This window comes from Klebsiella sp. WP8-S18-ESBL-06 (genome assembly GCF_014169755.1).
GTDB lineage: Bacteria > Pseudomonadota > Gammaproteobacteria > Enterobacterales > Enterobacteriaceae > Kluyvera > Kluyvera ascorbata_B.
Genome location: NZ_AP022256.1, coordinates 4,189,317 through 4,205,619 on the forward strand (window position 1 = coordinate 4,189,317; position 16,303 = coordinate 4,205,619).

The window sequence follows — 16,303 nt, forward strand, 5'->3', positions numbered from 1 at the left end:
AAAATTGTTAACAATTTTGTAAAATACACGCGGATAGAACGTCCCGGTGGATGATGGGCGTAATAACTATAACGTCAGACCGCCGGATACAAATGATAGAGGTCATGATGAGTACTGAAATTAAAACTCAGGTCGTGGTACTTGGGGCAGGTCCTGCGGGCTACTCTGCTGCATTCCGTTGCGCTGATTTAGGTCTGGAAACCGTAATTGTAGAACGTTACAGCACCCTCGGTGGTGTTTGTCTGAACGTTGGCTGTATCCCTTCTAAAGCACTGCTGCACGTTGCAAAAGTTATCGAAGAAGCCAAATCGCTGGCTGAACACGGTATCGTCTTCGGCGAGCCGAAAACCGATATCGACAAAATTCGTACCTGGAAAGAGAAAGTTATCACTCAGCTGACCGGTGGTCTGGCGGGTATGGCCAAAGGCCGTAAAGTGAAAGTGGTAAACGGTCTGGGTAAATTCATCGGGGCAAACACCCTGGAAGTGGAAGGCGAGAACGGTAAAACCGTCATCAACTTCGACAACGCTATCATCGCGGCGGGTTCCCGTCCGATTGAACTGCCATTCATTCCACATGAAGACCCACGCGTTTGGGACTCCACAGACGCACTGGAACTGAAAGAAGTGCCAAAACGCCTGCTGGTTATGGGCGGTGGCATCATCGGTCTGGAAATGGGTACCGTGTACCATGCGCTGGGTTCAGAGATTGACGTGGTTGAAATGTTCGACCAGGTTATCCCGGCTGCCGACAAAGACATCGTTAAAGTCTTCACCAAACGTATCAGCAAGAAATTCAACCTGATGCTGGAAACCAAAGTGACCGCCGTTGAAGCAAAAGAAGACGGTATCTACGTTTCCATGGAAGGCAAAAAAGCACCTTCAGAAGCACAGCGTTATGACGCCGTGCTGGTGGCTATCGGTCGCGTACCAAACGGTAAAAACCTCGACGCGGGCAAAGCTGGCGTAGAAGTTGACGAGCGTGGCTTCATCCACGTCGACAAACAGCTGCGTACCAACGTACCGCACATCTTTGCTATCGGCGATATCGTCGGTCAGCCGATGCTGGCGCACAAAGGTGTTCATGAAGGTCACGTTGCTGCTGAAGTTATCGCCGGCCAGAAACACTACTTCGATCCGAAAGTGATTCCATCCATTGCGTATACCGATCCAGAAGTTGCTTGGGTAGGTCTGACGGAGAAAGAAGCGAAAGAGAAAGGCATCAGCTATGAAACCGCCACCTTCCCGTGGGCTGCTTCTGGCCGTGCTATCGCTTCCGACTGCGCAGACGGTATGACCAAACTGATTTTCGACAAAGAATCTCACCGTGTTATCGGTGGTGCGATTGTCGGTACCAACGGCGGCGAGCTGCTGGGCGAAATCGGTCTGGCGATCGAAATGGGTTGTGACGCTGAAGATATCGCGCTGACCATCCACGCTCACCCGACTCTGCACGAGTCTGTTGGCCTGGCAGCAGAAATCTTTGAAGGTAGCATTACCGACCTGCCAAACCCGAAAGCGAAGAAGAAGTAATTTTCTCCGGGTGACCGGAATGAGACAAGCGGCCCAAGGGCCGCTTTTTTTATTCTGCTACCGCCTGCCAGCCGACGCTGGAGTCCGGCGAGAACTGGGTAATGGCCTGCGCTTTTTGCGCTGTCTCCGCGCCTAAGTTGGCTTCATAAACTCGGTCGGTCTTATCGACCATAAAGCTCATGACGCCCGTTTGTCCCCACTCAACCGGCCAGGCCAGCAGGGCGACTTCGCCCTTATCACCGTCGGCGATAATGCGGTAATGGTAGCCGTGATAGCCTTCACCCGGCATCGCGGGGCTGAAGTTTGGCCCCAGCGGACTCGGGTTCTCTCCCGGCTTGATGGGCCAGTAGAGGCCATCTTTTTTCCCATCGCTGCTGATAATTTTCTGCGCCCAGGCGTGGTTCAGCTGATAGTAATCTTCCTGGGCATCGACATAGGCGTGCATCGCTGCAATGGCCGAAAGCTCGTTGCGGCCAATGGCGCGGGTCAGGATCTCATCCTCACCGGCGGCGATGTTAAACGCCCAGCCGGTGTCGCCTTTTTCCATGGGGATGGGCAGCCGCCAGCCGTCGTTGCCGACGTCCAGCCAGGCGGTGCTGTTTTGCATGACAATCCGGTGGCCGAGCTGCCAGTCGCGCAGAAAGCGGGCGACGGCGTCCTGGTCTATGCCGTCGGGCGGTAAAAACTGCTGCCAGTTATCGCCAAAAAGGCGATTCAGGGCGCTGTCGTCTTTGCTGGAGACCGCTTCAACCAGCGCGCTGGCGGCTTGATCCGGGTTGGAAAACGTCTGCTGTGCCCATGCCATCAGCGGCGACATCGCCAGCGCCAGCAGCGCTATCTGTATCTGCTTTTTCATCTTGTTATCCTTTAGCGTCGACGGAACTCATGGTGCTCAGCAAGGCCACTGCTATGCTGCTCGCCGCCGAGGCCGGAAGCGCGACGGCTCTCCAGCCCGCGTAACTGCTGCGATTGCCAGGAAGGGGCCCGACTCTCATTGCCGCTGAATGCGTTGCTGTGCGTGGCATCACGACGCGCTTGCAGCGTTTGCCGCTGCGTATCGCTCAGTTGCGGATGCGATGACGGGATGCGCTGCGCGTTCCCGCGCGGTGGCGAATTCCGCGTTGCAGTGTGGCTGGCCGGGGTGTCATAGCCACGGAAATTACTGCGCTGTACGGTATGGTTAAGCTGCTGCGATGCGGCGCGACGTTGGGCATCTCGAGCGCCGGTGGCGTCCGGTACGTTGCTGCTGCTATGAGTACGCTGATTGAGCTGCTGTATCGCCGCCTGACGCTGCGTATCGCGATCGGGTGCCGCGTGCTGGGTGGCGCTGAGGCCGCCGGCAACGTTGGTCTGATGGAACTGATTGGCTACCGTATTATTCGGATAAGGTGTATTACCGCGGTAGGCCGGATTATGCTGCCAGTTGCGGGTTTCACCGCTCAGGTTGTTTCCCGTTATTTTATTGAAATTATTTACATTAATATTAATGTTATCGCCATTATGTTGGTAGCCGCCGTGATCGTAATGATCGTCATCGTGGTGGCGATCGTCATCATCCCAGTCAATATTGCTGAAAATCGCGTAGGTGGTTGCCACGCCAAGGCTGTAACCAAAACCGCGCACAAAGCTGTCGGCAAACTGCTCCCCCGGGGGCGGTGGCAGATACACCGGTGGGGCGGCGGTATAAGGCCAACTGCTGCCGTAAACCACCGTCGGGTTATAGTTTGGCACGTACACGACCTGCGGATTGGCTGGCTCAATCTTAATCACCGTTGGCGCGCTGCTGGCGGCGTGCGTCGTTCCCGAGGCTGAAGGGGTTGGACGTTTACTGGCGGTCACCGTTTGCTGCGGCGTCGACTTCAGCGAACCGGTTTGCTGTGCCAGCTGGCGGAGCTGTTGCACCGCATCCATCACATCCTGCGGTTGCGCCAGGAAAGCGTTACCGAGGTTGGTGACCCACTGGGGATCTTCACCCATCATGCCCGTCAGCTGCGGGAAGGCGACCAGCGACTTGACGCTCACGTCCCAGGGTTGCCCGGAAACGGCTTTTACCGCAGCATCGCCCTGCTGGCCGGGATGATCTTTTGACCATTGTACCGCCTGGGACACGCTGTCAGGGTAGGTGGCGGCCATCAGCACCTGTGAGAGCAGCGGGTCAGGGTAGAGCGCGATGGGCGCTACCCACTGGGTGATTTGCGCGGCGGTGTAGGTGGGTGCCGCAGTGGCCGGCGATGCCGTAGCAACGACCGGTGCAGGTGTGGCTTCCGGCGCGGCGGGCTCGCGGCTTTTGACATACAGCGTACCGGCGGCCGCCAGCAGCCCGGCGCTGCACACCAGCGCAATATAGTGGGGCTTAAAAGGCAAGTTCATGGTGAGTCTCCAGGGAACGACGCAGTCCGGGTGAGGGAGCGAATATGCCGCGAGTATAATGAGACTGCTGTTTGTTTTTTGATTAAAGTAGGGATTTCTGCCAATGCGGGGAAATTGTGACAGGAGCTTACACCTGTGCACATTTATGGCCTGAAGTGGTTGTCACGTATAAGTAATATTTTAATAACAAAATATCTAACACGGCTGCTAACAGATGGTTTTTTCCCATTCAAATGCGTGATTTTCTGCTCTCTTATATCAACATTAACGATTCAGCAAATATTTAATGTTGCTTTTTTGTAAACGGATTAACAGTCCCCGGAAATCCTGCTATGCTGGCCCTCGCGGTACCGGGCTTTTACCCTACAAACTGCTGTCTCACAGGAGCGTGAAGAGATCGCCGACCGCATATGACAATGAGAGCGAGGAGATACCGTCGTGCTAAAAGAATACCGTGAGCACGTAGCTGAGCGTGCAGCCATTGGGATTGTTGCCAAACCCTTAGATGCAACCCAAATGGCCGGGCTGGTTGAGCTGCTGAAGAACCCGCCTGCTGGCGAAGAAGAATTCCTGTTAGACCTGTTAATCAATCGCGTGCCGCCGGGCGTTGACGAAGCCGCCTACGTAAAAGCGGGTTTCCTCGCCGCCGTTGCGAAAGGCGAAGCCACTTCCCCGCTGGTTACCCCAGAAAAAGCCATCGAACTGCTCGGCACCATGCAGGGCGGCTACAACATTCACCCGCTGATTGATGCGCTTGACGATGCTAAGCTGGCCCCGATTGCCGCTAAAGCGCTGTCGCACACGCTGCTGATGTTCGACAACTTCTATGACGTTGAAGAAAAAGCCAAAGCGGGCAACGTCTATGCTAAACAGGTTATTCAGTCCTGGGCCGATGCCGAGTGGTTCCTGAACCGCCCAGCGTTGGCTGAAAAAATCACCGTGACCGTCTTTAAAGTGACGGGTGAAACCAACACCGATGATTTGTCTCCGGCACCTGACGCATGGTCTCGTCCGGATATCCCGCTGCACGCGCTGGCGATGCTGAAAAACGCCCGCGAAGGCATTAACCCGGATCAGCCGGGCGCAGTGGGGCCGATCAAACAGATCGAAGAATTGCAGAAGAAAGGTTTCCCGCTGGCGTATGTGGGTGACGTTGTCGGTACCGGTTCTTCACGTAAATCCGCCACCAACTCCGTGCTGTGGTTCATGGGCGACGACATTCCGCACGTGCCGAACAAGCGCGGCGGCGGCCTGTGCCTCGGTGGCAAAATTGCACCTATCTTCTTCAACACCATGGAAGATGCGGGCGCGCTGCCAATTGAAGTCGATGTTTCCAACCTGAACATGGGCGACGTCATTGACGTTTACCCGTTTAAAGGCGAAGTGCGTAACCACGAAACCGGCGAACTGCTGGCAAGCTTTGAGCTGAAAACTGACGTGCTGATCGATGAAGTACGTGCCGGTGGCCGTATCCCGCTGATCATCGGCCGTGGCCTGACCACCAAAGCGCGCGAAGCGCTGGGTCTGCCGCACAGCGATGTCTTCCGTCAGGCGAAAGACGTGGCAGAAAGCAGCCGTGGTTTCTCTCTGGCACAGAAAATGGTTGGTCGCGCCTGTGGCGTGAAAGGTATTCGTCCGGGCGCGTACTGCGAACCGAAGATGACCTCCGTAGGTTCTCAGGATACCACCGGCCCAATGACTCGCGACGAACTGAAAGACCTGGCGTGCCTGGGCTTCTCTTCTGACCTGGTGATGCAGTCCTTCTGTCACACTGCCGCCTATCCTAAGCCGGTTGACGTGACCACGCACCACACGCTGCCAGACTTCATCATGAACCGTGGCGGTGTCTCGCTGCGTCCGGGTGACGGCGTTATCCACTCCTGGCTGAACCGTATGCTGCTGCCAGATACCGTGGGTACCGGCGGTGACTCCCATACCCGTTTCCCAATCGGTATCTCCTTCCCGGCGGGCTCTGGCCTGGTCGCGTTTGCTGCGGCCACCGGCGTCATGCCGCTGGATATGCCGGAATCCGTGCTGGTACGCTTCAAAGGCAAAATGCAGCCGGGTATCACTCTGCGTGACCTGGTTCATGCGATCCCGCTGTATGCGATTCGCCAGGGCCTGCTGACCGTTGAGAAGAAAGGTAAGAAAAACATCTTCTCTGGCCGCATCCTGGAAATCGAAGGTCTGCCGGATCTGAAAGTGGAGCAGGCGTTTGAGCTGACCGATGCTTCCGCAGAACGTTCTGCTGCGGGCTGCACCATCAAGCTGAACAAAGAGCCAATCGTTGAGTACCTGACCTCCAACATCGTGCTGCTGAAGTGGATGATCGCGGAAGGCTACGGCGACCGTCGTACGCTGGAACGTCGTGTACAGGGCATGGAAAAATGGCTGGCGAACCCTGAACTGCTGGAAGCTGACGCGGATGCAGAATACGCAGCGGTGATCGACATCGATCTGGCTGACATTAAAGAGCCGATCCTGTGCGCGCCAAACGATCCGGACGACGCGCGTCTGCTGTCTGACGTACAGGGCGAGAAGATTGACGAAGTGTTCATCGGCTCCTGCATGACCAACATCGGCCACTTCCGTGCTGCCGGTAAGCTGCTGGATAACCACAAAGGTCAGCTGCCGACCCGCCTGTGGGTGGCTCCGCCAACCCGTATGGACGCAGCTCAGCTGACCGAAGAAGGTTACTACAGCGTGTTTGGTAAGAGCGGTGCGCGTATCGAGATCCCTGGCTGCTCCCTGTGCATGGGTAACCAGGCGCGCGTGGCGGACAACTCAACCGTGGTGTCGACCTCTACCCGTAACTTCCCGAACCGTTTAGGGACCGGGGCGAACGTCTACCTGGCTTCTGCGGAGCTGGCGGCGGTCGCGGCGCTGATCGGCAAACTGCCGACGCCGGAAGAGTACCAGACCTATGTCGCGCAGGTAGATAAGACGGCGGTGGATACCTACCGTTATCTGAACTTCGACCAGCTGTCTCAGTACACCGAGAAAGCCGATGGCGTGATTTTCCAGACCGCGGTATAACCGCGCTAGCGTAATATTAAGGCGAGGGCTTCGGCACTCGCCTTTTTTTATCCGCGCGTGTATCGCCATACCGCCCTGAATATCGCTGACTGCTTTTTACGCTCCCCTCAACATTTCTTGACCGTGCGGCAGGCCAATTTCCTTCATAATTTCAATTCGCTTCTTGTCCGAAGGAGAGTTTGCCATGTCCGATATTACCCTTTCTCAACTGGTCAGGCCGCGCCCGCAGCTGACGCTATTTGCCGCGCGTCAGATGGTTAAACACGCTCTCGTCACGGCTGTAAAGCAGCAGCAGTCGGTCAGCGTGGCGGTGGTGGATATTCACGGCGGGCTGATCGCCTTCGCGCGCGATGATAACGCATCGGGCGTGACCATTAATGCCGCTATCGAACAAGCCCGCGCGGCGGTACAGCTCGGCTCGCCTTCCCGCGTGTTGGCATCAGGCTGCCATCGCGATCGGCCTCATTTCCCGCCGACGCCGGACGTCTCGTCGCTTCAGGGCGGCGTCGCGGTGGTGATTGACGGGCAGAGCGTGGGGGCGGTTGGCGTCAGCGGCGCCCGCGATGGCGATACCGAGCTGGCTACCTCGGCGGCGATGCTCTTTTCCTGAAGCGCGCAACGGCGGTGAAATAATGTCCGAACGCTGATGATAATGCGCTCAAGCAGACGGTGAGCGCATTTTTATTTGCATCACCTCTACCCCGCGCGCTTTTTTTCTGGCCCGCTGCTGCGATAATTACAGATAGGTACAATGCAGCGGTGACGCATTGCCTTTGTAGAGGAACAGATCATGGATTACGAATTTCTGCGCGACGTTACCGGAGGGGTAAAAGTACGTATGTCGATGGGCCACGAGGTGGTCGGTCACTGGTTCAATGAAGAGGTGAAAGATAACCTCTCGCTACTGGATGAAGTCGAACAGGCTGCACGCACCGTAAAAGGCGGTGAACGTTCCTGGCAGCGCGCCGGGCATGAATATACGTTATGGATGGACGGCGAAGAAGTGATGGTTCGCGCGAACCAGCTGGAGTTTTCCGGCGACGAAATGGAAGAGGGGATGAGCTACTACGACGAAGAGAGCCTCTCGCTTTGCGGCGTAGAAGATTTCCTGCAGGTTGTTGCGGCGTACCGCGAGTTTGTACAACAGCGTTAATTCGCGTTTACGGCGTGCCGGGTGGCGCTGCGCTTACCCGGCACACTGCCAAACATAGGCCCGATAAGCGTAGCGCCATCGGGCTCTGAGCCTTACTTCACGTAGGCCAGCAGGCTCAGCGAATCACGCGCCAGCGCTTTGCATTTTTTGGCCGTTGGGATGCCGATACCGCTGAGATCGCGGTAGCTGTCTTCGCCCAGCGCCTTCATATTGAAGGTGTCATAATTGCTGAGATCCCACTGGTTCTGCTGGGCAAAGAACACCAGCGCGCGACGAATTTGCGTGTTAGGCAGGTTTTGGTAGCCACAGTCATTTTTCAGGAACACAAATACCGCCGTTAAATCGGCCATATCTTCCGCTTCAGACTCGCTTAAAGCATAACTCGAGCTGGACATCGCCAGCAGCGATCCAAGCAGCACCGTTCGGAAAAACGTCTTCATTTCTTCTACCTTACATCGTCGATATTCAACGTTAACATACTTATCCATGCGACGGGGAGCATTATTGATAGCTTTCCGCTTGACCTTCCCGTAGGGGGAAGGCTTAAGCTCAAATAATCAGCAAAAGTCGAAAAGGATGTACCGATGCATCGTCGTGATTTTCTCAAATTCAGCGCCGCCGTCGGCGTTGTCAGCGCCCTGCCGCTGTGGAGCCGAGCGGTGTTTGCCGCCGAACGCCCAACGCTTGCGATCCCTCCGCTGTTAACCGCCGACGCCAATAACCAGATCCTGCTGACCGTGCAGGCGGGGAAGACGCAGTTTGCCGGAAAAGCGGCGACCACCTGGGGCTATAACGGCAACCTGCTAGGGCCGGCCCTTCGCCTGCAACAGTGGAAACCGGTGACGGTAAACGTGCAGAACAACTTGCCCGAGGAGACCACCGTGCACTGGCATGGGCTGGAGGTGCCGGGCGACGTCGACGGCGGTCCTCAGGGGATTATTCCACCCGGCGGTAGCCGCACGGTGAGCTTTACGCCCACCCAGCGCGCGGCGACCTGCTGGTTCCACCCGCACCAGCATGGAAAAACCGGGCATCAGGTGGCGATGGGGCTGGCCGGGCTGGTGCTGATTGACGATGAAGATAGCCAGAAGCTGATGCTGCCAAAGCAGTGGGGCATTGATGATGTGCCGGTGATTATGCAGGACAAAAAATTTACTGCGGCCGGTGAGATAGACTATCAGCTCGACGTGATGAGCGCTGCGGTTGGCTGGTTTGGCGATACGCTGCTGACCAACGGCGCGCCTTTCCCACAGCATGCGCCGCCGCGCGGCTGGCTGCGTTTGCGTTTGCTGAACGGTTGTAACGCCCGCTCGTTGACGCTGGCCGCCAGCGATAAACGCCCGCTATACGTGGTGGCCAGCGACGGCGGCCTGCTGGCCGAGCCGGTTAAGGTCAGCGAACTGCCGCTGTTGATGGGTGAGCGCTTTGAGGTGCTGGTCGACGTGCGCGACGGTAAACCGTTCGACCTGCTGACGTTACCGGTGACCCAGATGGGCATGGCGGTTGCGCCGTTCGATAAGGCAATGCCGGTGCTGCATATTCAGCCCATTGGTATTCCCGGCTCCGGTACGCTGCCGGATATGCTGGCTACGATGCCAGCGCTGCCGTCGCTGGAGGGTCTCACCGAGCGTAAGCTTCAGCTCTCCATGGACCCGATGCTCGATATGATGGGGATGCAGGCGCTGATGCAGAAGTACGGCAATCAGGCGATGGGCGGCATGGATCACGGCGGCATGATGGGCCATGGCGGCATGAAGATGGACCACGGCGCGATGAACGGTATGAAGATGGATCACGGCGGCGGTGGATTTGACTTCCATAATGCGAACAAGATTAATGGCAAAGCTTTCGATATGAATCAGCCGATGTTCGCGGCGGAGCAGGGAAAATACGAGCGCTGGGTGATTTCCGGCGAGGGCGATATGATGCTGCACCCGTTCCATATTCATGGCACCCAGTTCCGTATTCTGCGCGAAAACGGCCAGCCACCGGCCGCGCACCGAACGGGCTGGAAAGATACGGTACGAGTAGAAGGCGGCGTCAGCGAAGTGCTGGTGAAGTTTAATCACGAAGCGCCGAAAGAGCATGCCTATATGGCGCACTGCCATCTGCTGGAGCATGAAGACACGGGGATGATGCTCGGGTTTACGGTGTAAAAAATGCCGGATGGCGCTAGCGCTTATCCGGCCTACAAAGCGATGACATGCAATTTATCACGTCGCCACGTTGTAAGCCGGATGAGGCGGAAACCACCATCCGGCACATCGACTCACTTCGCGTTACTTCACGTCATCCGGCAGCGCATAGGCCACGATATAGTCGCCCATTTTCGTACCAAACGAACCGTGACCGCCTGCGGAGATCACCACGTACTGTTTGCCATCCACTTCATAGGTCATTGGCGTTGCCTGGCCGCCTGCTGGCAGACGTCCCTGCCACAGTTTTTCACCGTTGCTCATGTTATAAGCGCGCAGATAGTTATCGGCGGTCGCTGCGATAAACAGCACGTTACCCGCGGTGGAGATCGGGCCGCCCAGCATCGGCATACCCATATTGAACGGCAGCGGAACCGGCAGCGGGAACGGCAGGCTATCCTGCGGCGTACCTAAACGTTTTTTCCACACCACTTCGTTGGTTTTCAGATCCAGCGCTGAGATATAACCCCAGGCAGGTTGTTTACACGGCAGGCCAAACGGCGACAGGAACGCGTTCAGGGTCACGCCAAACGGCACGCCGTACTGCGGCTGAATACCGGATTCAGTACCGCTGGATTTCGCATCTTTCGGCGGTTCCATCGGGTTACCCGGGCCGCGTGGAATCAGCTTCGAGACAAACGGCAGCGCCATTGGGTTGGCGATGGCCACCTGGCGATTCGGGTCGACGGAGATACCGCCCCATTCGAACATCCCCAGGTTACCCGGGAACACCAGCGTACCCTGCTCAGACGGCGGGGTGAAGATGCCTTCATAGCGCAGCTGATGGAACATCACGCGGCACACCAGCTGGTCGAACATGGTGGCGCCCCACATGTCCGCGCCGGTCAGATCTTTCTTCGGACGGAAGCTCAGATCGGAGAACGGTTGGGTTTTGCTGACGTAGTCGCCTTTGGCTGCGCCCTGAGGAACCGGTTTTTCCGGTGCTGGCACAACCAACTCGCCGTTACGGCGATCCAGTACGAAGATGTTACCGGTTTTCGCCGGCGCATAGATAACCGGCACCGTTTTACCGTCTACGGTAATATCCGCCAGCGTCGGCTGGGACGGCATATCCATATCCCACAGATCGTGGTGAACGGTCTGGTAGCTCCAGGCAAGCTTACCGGTGGTGGCATTGAGCGCCACAATCGAGCTCGCGTAGCGTTCCTGCTCTGGCGTACGGTTGCCGCCCCAGATGTCAGGCGTGGTCACGCCCATCGGCAGATACACCAGATCCAGCTTCGCGTCGTAGGCCGCCGGGGCCCAGGAGTTCGGCGAGTTAAAGGTGTAGTGCTGTCCTGGCTGCGGCAGCGCGTTCGGATCTTTCGCACCCGGGTCAAAGGCCCACAGCAGCTCGCCGCTGTTGACGTCAAAACCACGAATGACGCCAGACGGCTCACGGGTAGAGAAGTTATCGGTTACCGCACCGGCAATCACAATCACTTTATCGGTGATAATCGGCGGTGAAGTCGGTTCGTACATCCCCGGCGTAGTGACCGGCATGTCTGTTTGCAGGTTCAGAATGCCTTTGTTGGCAAAGGATTCGCACAGCTTACCGGTGTCGGCGTTGAGGGCAAAAATACGCCCGTCGTTAACCGGAAGAATGATACGACGCGGGCAGTCGGATACCACGTCAGGCGAGGCGTTCGCCGCCGTCGCTTCGTGATAAGACACGCCGCGGCAGGTCACGTGCTGGAAGCTTGGGTCGGTGCCCAGCTGCGGGTCGAAGTGCCACTTCTCTTTACCGGTGGCCGCATCCAGTGCGAACAGGCGCTGGTGGGCAGTACACAGGTACAGCATGTTGCCGATTTTGATCGGCGTCACCTCGTTAGTAATTTCACCCGGATCGTTCGGCTGCTTCAGATCGCCGGTGCGGAACACCCAGGCTTCCTTCAGATTATGCACGTTGTCGGCGTTAATCTGCTTGAGCGGCGAGAAGCGCTGGCCTTCCTGATTACGGCCATAGGCTGGCCAGTCCTGGTCGGCGACCTGAGAGATAGGTTCAGCAGGCGTGGCGTCGGCGTTCAGGGTGCCGTTCACTTCCTGCGGATCGTTAAACCCGGCCCAGGTCAGAATACCGGCGCTGATCAGCAGCGCCACCACCAGCGCGCCCACCGCGCCGCTGGACGGCACGGGCAGGCGACGCCAGACGAATGGCAGAATCAGCCATACGCCGAAGATCACCAGCACGTCGCTGCGCGGCGTGAGCGCCCAGAAGTCGAAGCCGACTTCCCATACGCCCCAGATCAGCGTTGCCAGCAGCAGCGCGGCGTACAGCCATAGCGCTGAGCGTTTGCCGCGCCACAGCAATACGGTGACGGCCAGCATGACCAGCCCAGCGATGGGGTAGTACCAGGAGCCGCCAATCGCGACCAGCCAGACGCCGCCTATCAGAAGATACAGGCTACAAAATGCCGCGAAGAGGGCGGTGAGCCTCGCGAGCAGCCGGGGTTGTTGATAGTTTGTTTCAGCCATAGAAAGGTGTCCGTTTGTTTGTTAATTATTGCTTTCATTTGATTATAGGATTTAACAAGTGTGATCGAAATCACAAAATGAGCTTTATTATCCAATTAACCGCCTGAATCGTTTTGCTGGTATACTTTCCCGCTTGCTGATCAACCTCGCGGCTCTGGTTAACAGGTTGAGTGATTTACATTTAAAATCATGTGGTTAGTTAAATGAAACATACTGTTGAAGTGATGATCCCGGAAGCGGAGATCAAAGCGCGTATCGCCGAACTGGGTCGTCAGATTAACGAACGCTATAAAGATAGCGGCAGCGAAATGGTACTGGTGGGTTTGCTGCGCGGTTCATTCATGTTCATGGCCGATCTCTGCCGTGAAGTGCAGGTACCGCACGAAGTCGATTTCATGACGGCATCCAGCTATGGCAGCGGTATGTCTACCACCCGCGACGTGAAGATCCTCAAAGACCTGGATGAAGACATCCGTGGGAAAGACGTGCTGATCGTCGAAGACATTATCGATTCAGGCAATACGCTGTCGAAAGTGCGCGAGATTCTGAGCCTGCGTGAGCCGAAGTCGCTGGCTATCTGCACGCTGCTGGACAAACCGTCCCGCCGTGAAGTGGACGTGCCGGTTGAGTTTGTGGGCTTCGCCATTCCTGACGAATTCGTGGTGGGCTACGGTATCGACTACGCCCAGCGCTATCGTCATCTGCCGTATGTTGGCAAAGTGGTGATGTTAGACGAGTAATCTGCGGGAGCGCCTGATGGCGCTTCGCTTATCAGGCCTACAACCTGCGACGTAGGCCGGGTAAGGCGCAGCCGCCACCCGGCAATACCAACGGCGCAGGTCGGTAGGCCGGGTAAGGCACTGCCGTCACCCGCCCATCCCTGCACTACTTATGATTGATGTGCTTTAACTTGAGGTTGGAAATCCCGTGGCGGTAACGCTGCTCCAGGGTTTCACGGCTGACTGCCGTAACGTCGAGATCGCGCAGCAGGCCGTCATGAATGCCATAGGCCCAGCCGTGAATCATCACCTTCTGGCCGCGTTTCCACGCCGATTGCATAATTGTCGAATGGCCCAGGTTGTACACCTGCTCCATCACATTTAGCTCACATAATGTGTCCATGCGACGCTCCGGCGGCATCTCGCCAAGCAATGAGCTATGTTTGAACCAGATATCGCGAATGTGCAGCAGCCAGTTATCGATTAAGCCCAGCTCCGGGTTTTCAACCGCCGCCTGTACGCCGCCGCAGCCATAGTGGCCGCAGATAATAATGTGTTCAACTTCCAGCACATCAACGGCATACTGCACCACGGAAAGGCAGTTAAGGTCGGTGTGAATAACAAGGTTGGCTACGTTACGGTGAACAAACAATTCGCCAGGCTCAAGCCCGGTTAAACGTTCAGCAGGGACGCGGCTGTCGGAACACCCTATCCATAAAAAGCGGGGTTTTTGCGCTTGCGATAGCGTCGCAAAAAATCCGGGATCCTCTTCTCTCAGCATTTTTGACCATAGTGCGTTGTTGCTGATGAGTGTATCTATGTCTTTCATGGAGGCTTGTAACCAATTGAAGTGCGTTGGGCTAATATAGGGCAACTCCTGATTTATTAAAACTAAATACTCGTCGTACTTCGATTTACAGCGGCGTTGGCTTTCCTCGCTCACCCCAGTCACGTACTGGTGTACGTTCCTGAGGATTCGCTGCGTCGCCGCCTTGCTGTAACTCGAATGACTTAGAGTAAATATCAAGTATCAGAATGTAAGGTAAGCGACAATCTATGACCATTGCACTGGAATTAGAGCAACTGACAAAGACCTATCCGGGCGGCGTTCAGGCGCTGCGTGGGATCGATCTGAAAGTTGAGGCCGGCGATTTTTACGCGCTTCTGGGGCCGAACGGCGCGGGTAAATCCACCACCATCGGCATCATCAGCTCGTTGGTGAATAAAACCTCCGGGCGGGTGAGCGTATTTGGCTACGACCTGCAAAAGGACGTGGTTAACGCTAAGCGCCAGCTCGGGCTGGTGCCGCAGGAGTTCAACTTCAACCCGTTTGAAACCGTGCAGCAAATTGTGGTGAACCAGGCGGGTTACTACGGCGTTGAACACAAAGAAGCGGTGATCCGCAGCGAAAAATACCTCAAGCAGCTCGATCTGTGGGAAAAACGCAACGAACGTGCGCGGATGCTCTCCGGCGGTATGAAGCGCCGCCTGATGATTGCCCGCGCGCTGATGCATGAGCCCAAGCTGCTGATTCTCGATGAGCCGACCGCTGGTGTGGATATCGAACTGCGTCGTTCGATGTGGGGCTTCCTGAAAGATCTTAACGACAAAGGCACCACCATTATCCTCACCACCCACTATCTGGAAGAGGCAGAAATGCTGTGCCGTAATATCGGCATCATCCAGCGCGGTGAGCTGGTGGAGAACACCTCGATGAAGGCGTTGCTGTCTAAGCTGAAATCGGAAACCTTTATTCTTGACCTGGCGCCGAAAAGCCCGCTGCCGCAGCTTGAGGGCTACCGGTATAACCTGGTCGATACCTCAACGCTGGAAGTGGAAGTGCTGCGCGAGCAGGGGATTAACAGCGTCTTCAGCCAACTGAGTGCCCAGGGCATCCAGGTGCTGAGTATGCGTAACAAAGCGAACCGTCTGGAAGAGCTGTTTGTTTCGCTGGTTCATGAAAAACAAGGAGATCGCGCATGATGCAGCTTTACTGGATCGCGCTGAAAAGCATCTGGGCGAAAGAGATCCATCGCTTTATGCGTATCTGGGTACAGACGCTGGTGCCGCCGGTCATCACCATGACGCTGTACTTTATTATCTTTGGTAATCTGATTGGTTCACGTATTGGCGAGATGCACGGCTTTAGCTATATGCAGTTTATCGTGCCGGGGCTGATCATGATGGCGGTCATCACCAACGCCTATGCCAATGTGGCCTCGTCATTCTTCAGCGCCAAGTTTCAGCGTAACATTGAAGAGCTGCTGGTTGCGCCGGTGCCAACGCACGTGATTATCGCGGGCTTTGTCGGCGGCGGCGTAGCGCGCGGTCTGTGCGTGGGGATTCTGGTCACCGCCGTGTCGCTGTTCTTCGTCCCGTTCCAGGTGCATTCGTGGGTATTTGTTGCCCTGACGCTGGTGCTGACGGCGATTCTGTTCTCGCTGGCGGGCCTGCTGAACGCCGTGTTTGCGAAAACCTTCGATGACATCAGCCTGATCCCGACCTTTGTGCTGACGCCGCTGACCTACCTCGGTGGGGTGTTCTATTCGCTGACGCTGCTGCCGCCGTTCTGGCAGGGGCTGTCGCACCTGAACCCCATCGTCTATATGATCAGCGGGTTCCGCTACGGTTTCCTCGGCATTAACGATGTGCCGCTGGTCACTACCTTCGGCGTGCTGGTGGTGTTTATCCTCGCCTTCTACCTGCTGTGCTGGTATCTCATCCAGCGCGGGCGCGGTCTGCGCAGCTGATTTGTTTGATTTCCCGGCAGGTGATACCTGCCGGGACGCGTTCTTTGACAGTCATCACCCCCCTTTATCTATC

Annotated in this window: 13 protein-coding genes; 8 read left to right on the forward strand and 5 right to left on the reverse strand. The window is 56.6% G+C overall.

Annotated features, from left to right (window positions below):
* Window positions 1–107 precede the first annotated feature (107 nt).
* On the forward strand, window positions 108–1,532 hold the full coding sequence (lpdA, locus tag H7R76_RS20135) for a dihydrolipoyl dehydrogenase (RefSeq protein WP_182968043.1): 1,425 nt from the start codon (window positions 108–110) through the stop codon (window positions 1,530–1,532).
* Window positions 1,533–1,581: 49 nt separating this feature from the next.
* Here the strand turns inward: lpdA and H7R76_RS20140 are convergent, their stop codons facing one another.
* Together H7R76_RS20140 and H7R76_RS20145 are read right to left on the reverse strand one after the other, a co-directional pair.
* On the reverse strand, window positions 1,582–2,388 hold the full coding sequence (locus tag H7R76_RS20140; RefSeq protein WP_106925458.1) for a DUF2950 family protein: 807 nt from the start codon (window positions 2,386–2,388) through the stop codon (window positions 1,582–1,584).
* A gap of 11 nt (window positions 2,389–2,399) precedes the next feature.
* Complete coding sequence (locus tag H7R76_RS20145; RefSeq protein ID WP_182966261.1) at window positions 2,400–3,902, reverse strand: DUF3300 domain-containing protein; 1,503 nt, start codon at window positions 3,900–3,902, stop codon at window positions 2,400–2,402.
* A gap of 438 nt (window positions 3,903–4,340) precedes the next feature.
* Between H7R76_RS20145 and acnB the strand changes: the two genes are divergently transcribed.
* The 3 genes from acnB to yacL all read left to right on the forward strand — a co-directional run bounded on the left by acnB (window position 4,341) and on the right by yacL (window position 8,091).
* Complete coding sequence (gene acnB / locus H7R76_RS20150; protein WP_106925462.1) at window positions 4,341–6,938, forward strand: bifunctional aconitate hydratase 2/2-methylisocitrate dehydratase; 2,598 nt, start codon at window positions 4,341–4,343, stop codon at window positions 6,936–6,938.
* A 184-nt stretch (window positions 6,939–7,122) separates the two neighbouring features.
* Complete coding sequence (locus H7R76_RS20155; RefSeq protein ID WP_106925464.1) at window positions 7,123–7,548, forward strand: GlcG/HbpS family heme-binding protein; 426 nt, start codon at window positions 7,123–7,125, stop codon at window positions 7,546–7,548.
* A gap of 180 nt (window positions 7,549–7,728) precedes the next feature.
* Window positions 7,729–8,091, forward strand: coding sequence for a protein YacL (yacL, locus tag H7R76_RS20160; protein ID WP_182966263.1), 363 nt, complete (start codon window positions 7,729–7,731; stop codon window positions 8,089–8,091).
* Window positions 8,092–8,183: 92 nt separating this feature from the next.
* Here yacL and H7R76_RS20165 read toward each other — a convergent pair whose 3' ends face one another.
* Window positions 8,184–8,531 carry a YacC family pilotin-like protein gene (locus H7R76_RS20165; RefSeq protein WP_062772020.1) on the reverse strand — a complete coding sequence of 116 codons (348 nt, stop codon included), beginning with the start codon at window positions 8,529–8,531 and terminating at the stop codon, window positions 8,184–8,186.
* Between the two features lie 144 nt (window positions 8,532–8,675).
* Here H7R76_RS20165 and cueO point away from each other — a divergent pair, with 144 nt between their 5' ends.
* Window positions 8,676–10,247 (forward strand): multicopper oxidase CueO, encoded by a 1,572-nt coding sequence (gene cueO, locus H7R76_RS20170; RefSeq protein WP_182966265.1) that lies wholly within the window; start codon window positions 8,676–8,678, stop codon window positions 10,245–10,247.
* Between the two features lie 123 nt (window positions 10,248–10,370).
* Here cueO and H7R76_RS20175 read toward each other — a convergent pair whose 3' ends face one another.
* Window positions 10,371–12,761 (reverse strand): glucose/quinate/shikimate family membrane-bound PQQ-dependent dehydrogenase, encoded by a 2,391-nt coding sequence (locus H7R76_RS20175; protein WP_182966267.1) that lies wholly within the window; start codon window positions 12,759–12,761, stop codon window positions 10,371–10,373.
* Window positions 12,762–12,964: 203 nt separating this feature from the next.
* Here H7R76_RS20175 and hpt point away from each other — a divergent pair, with 203 nt between their 5' ends.
* On the forward strand, window positions 12,965–13,501 hold the full coding sequence (hpt, locus tag H7R76_RS20180) for a hypoxanthine phosphoribosyltransferase (RefSeq protein WP_182928386.1): 537 nt from the start codon (window positions 12,965–12,967) through the stop codon (window positions 13,499–13,501).
* A gap of 145 nt (window positions 13,502–13,646) precedes the next feature.
* On the opposite strand, the gene can is transcribed toward hpt, so the two are convergent.
* A complete protein-coding gene (can, locus tag H7R76_RS20185) occupies window positions 13,647–14,309 on the reverse strand; it encodes a carbonate dehydratase (RefSeq protein ID WP_106925477.1) in 663 nt (220 codons plus the stop codon).
* 227 nt (window positions 14,310–14,536) lie between these two features.
* On the opposite strand from can, the gene H7R76_RS20190 reads away from it, so the two are divergent.
* The gene (locus H7R76_RS20190; RefSeq protein WP_106925479.1) at window positions 14,537–15,463 is read left to right on the forward strand and encodes an ABC transporter ATP-binding protein; all 927 of its coding nucleotides are present in this window, start codon (window positions 14,537–14,539) and stop codon (window positions 15,461–15,463) included.
* A complete protein-coding gene (locus H7R76_RS20195) occupies window positions 15,460–16,230 on the forward strand; it encodes an ABC transporter permease (protein ID WP_106925481.1) in 771 nt (256 codons plus the stop codon). Before H7R76_RS20190 ends, H7R76_RS20195 begins: the two co-directional genes overlap by 4 nt.
* The last annotated feature ends 73 nt before the right edge of the window (window positions 16,231–16,303 follow it).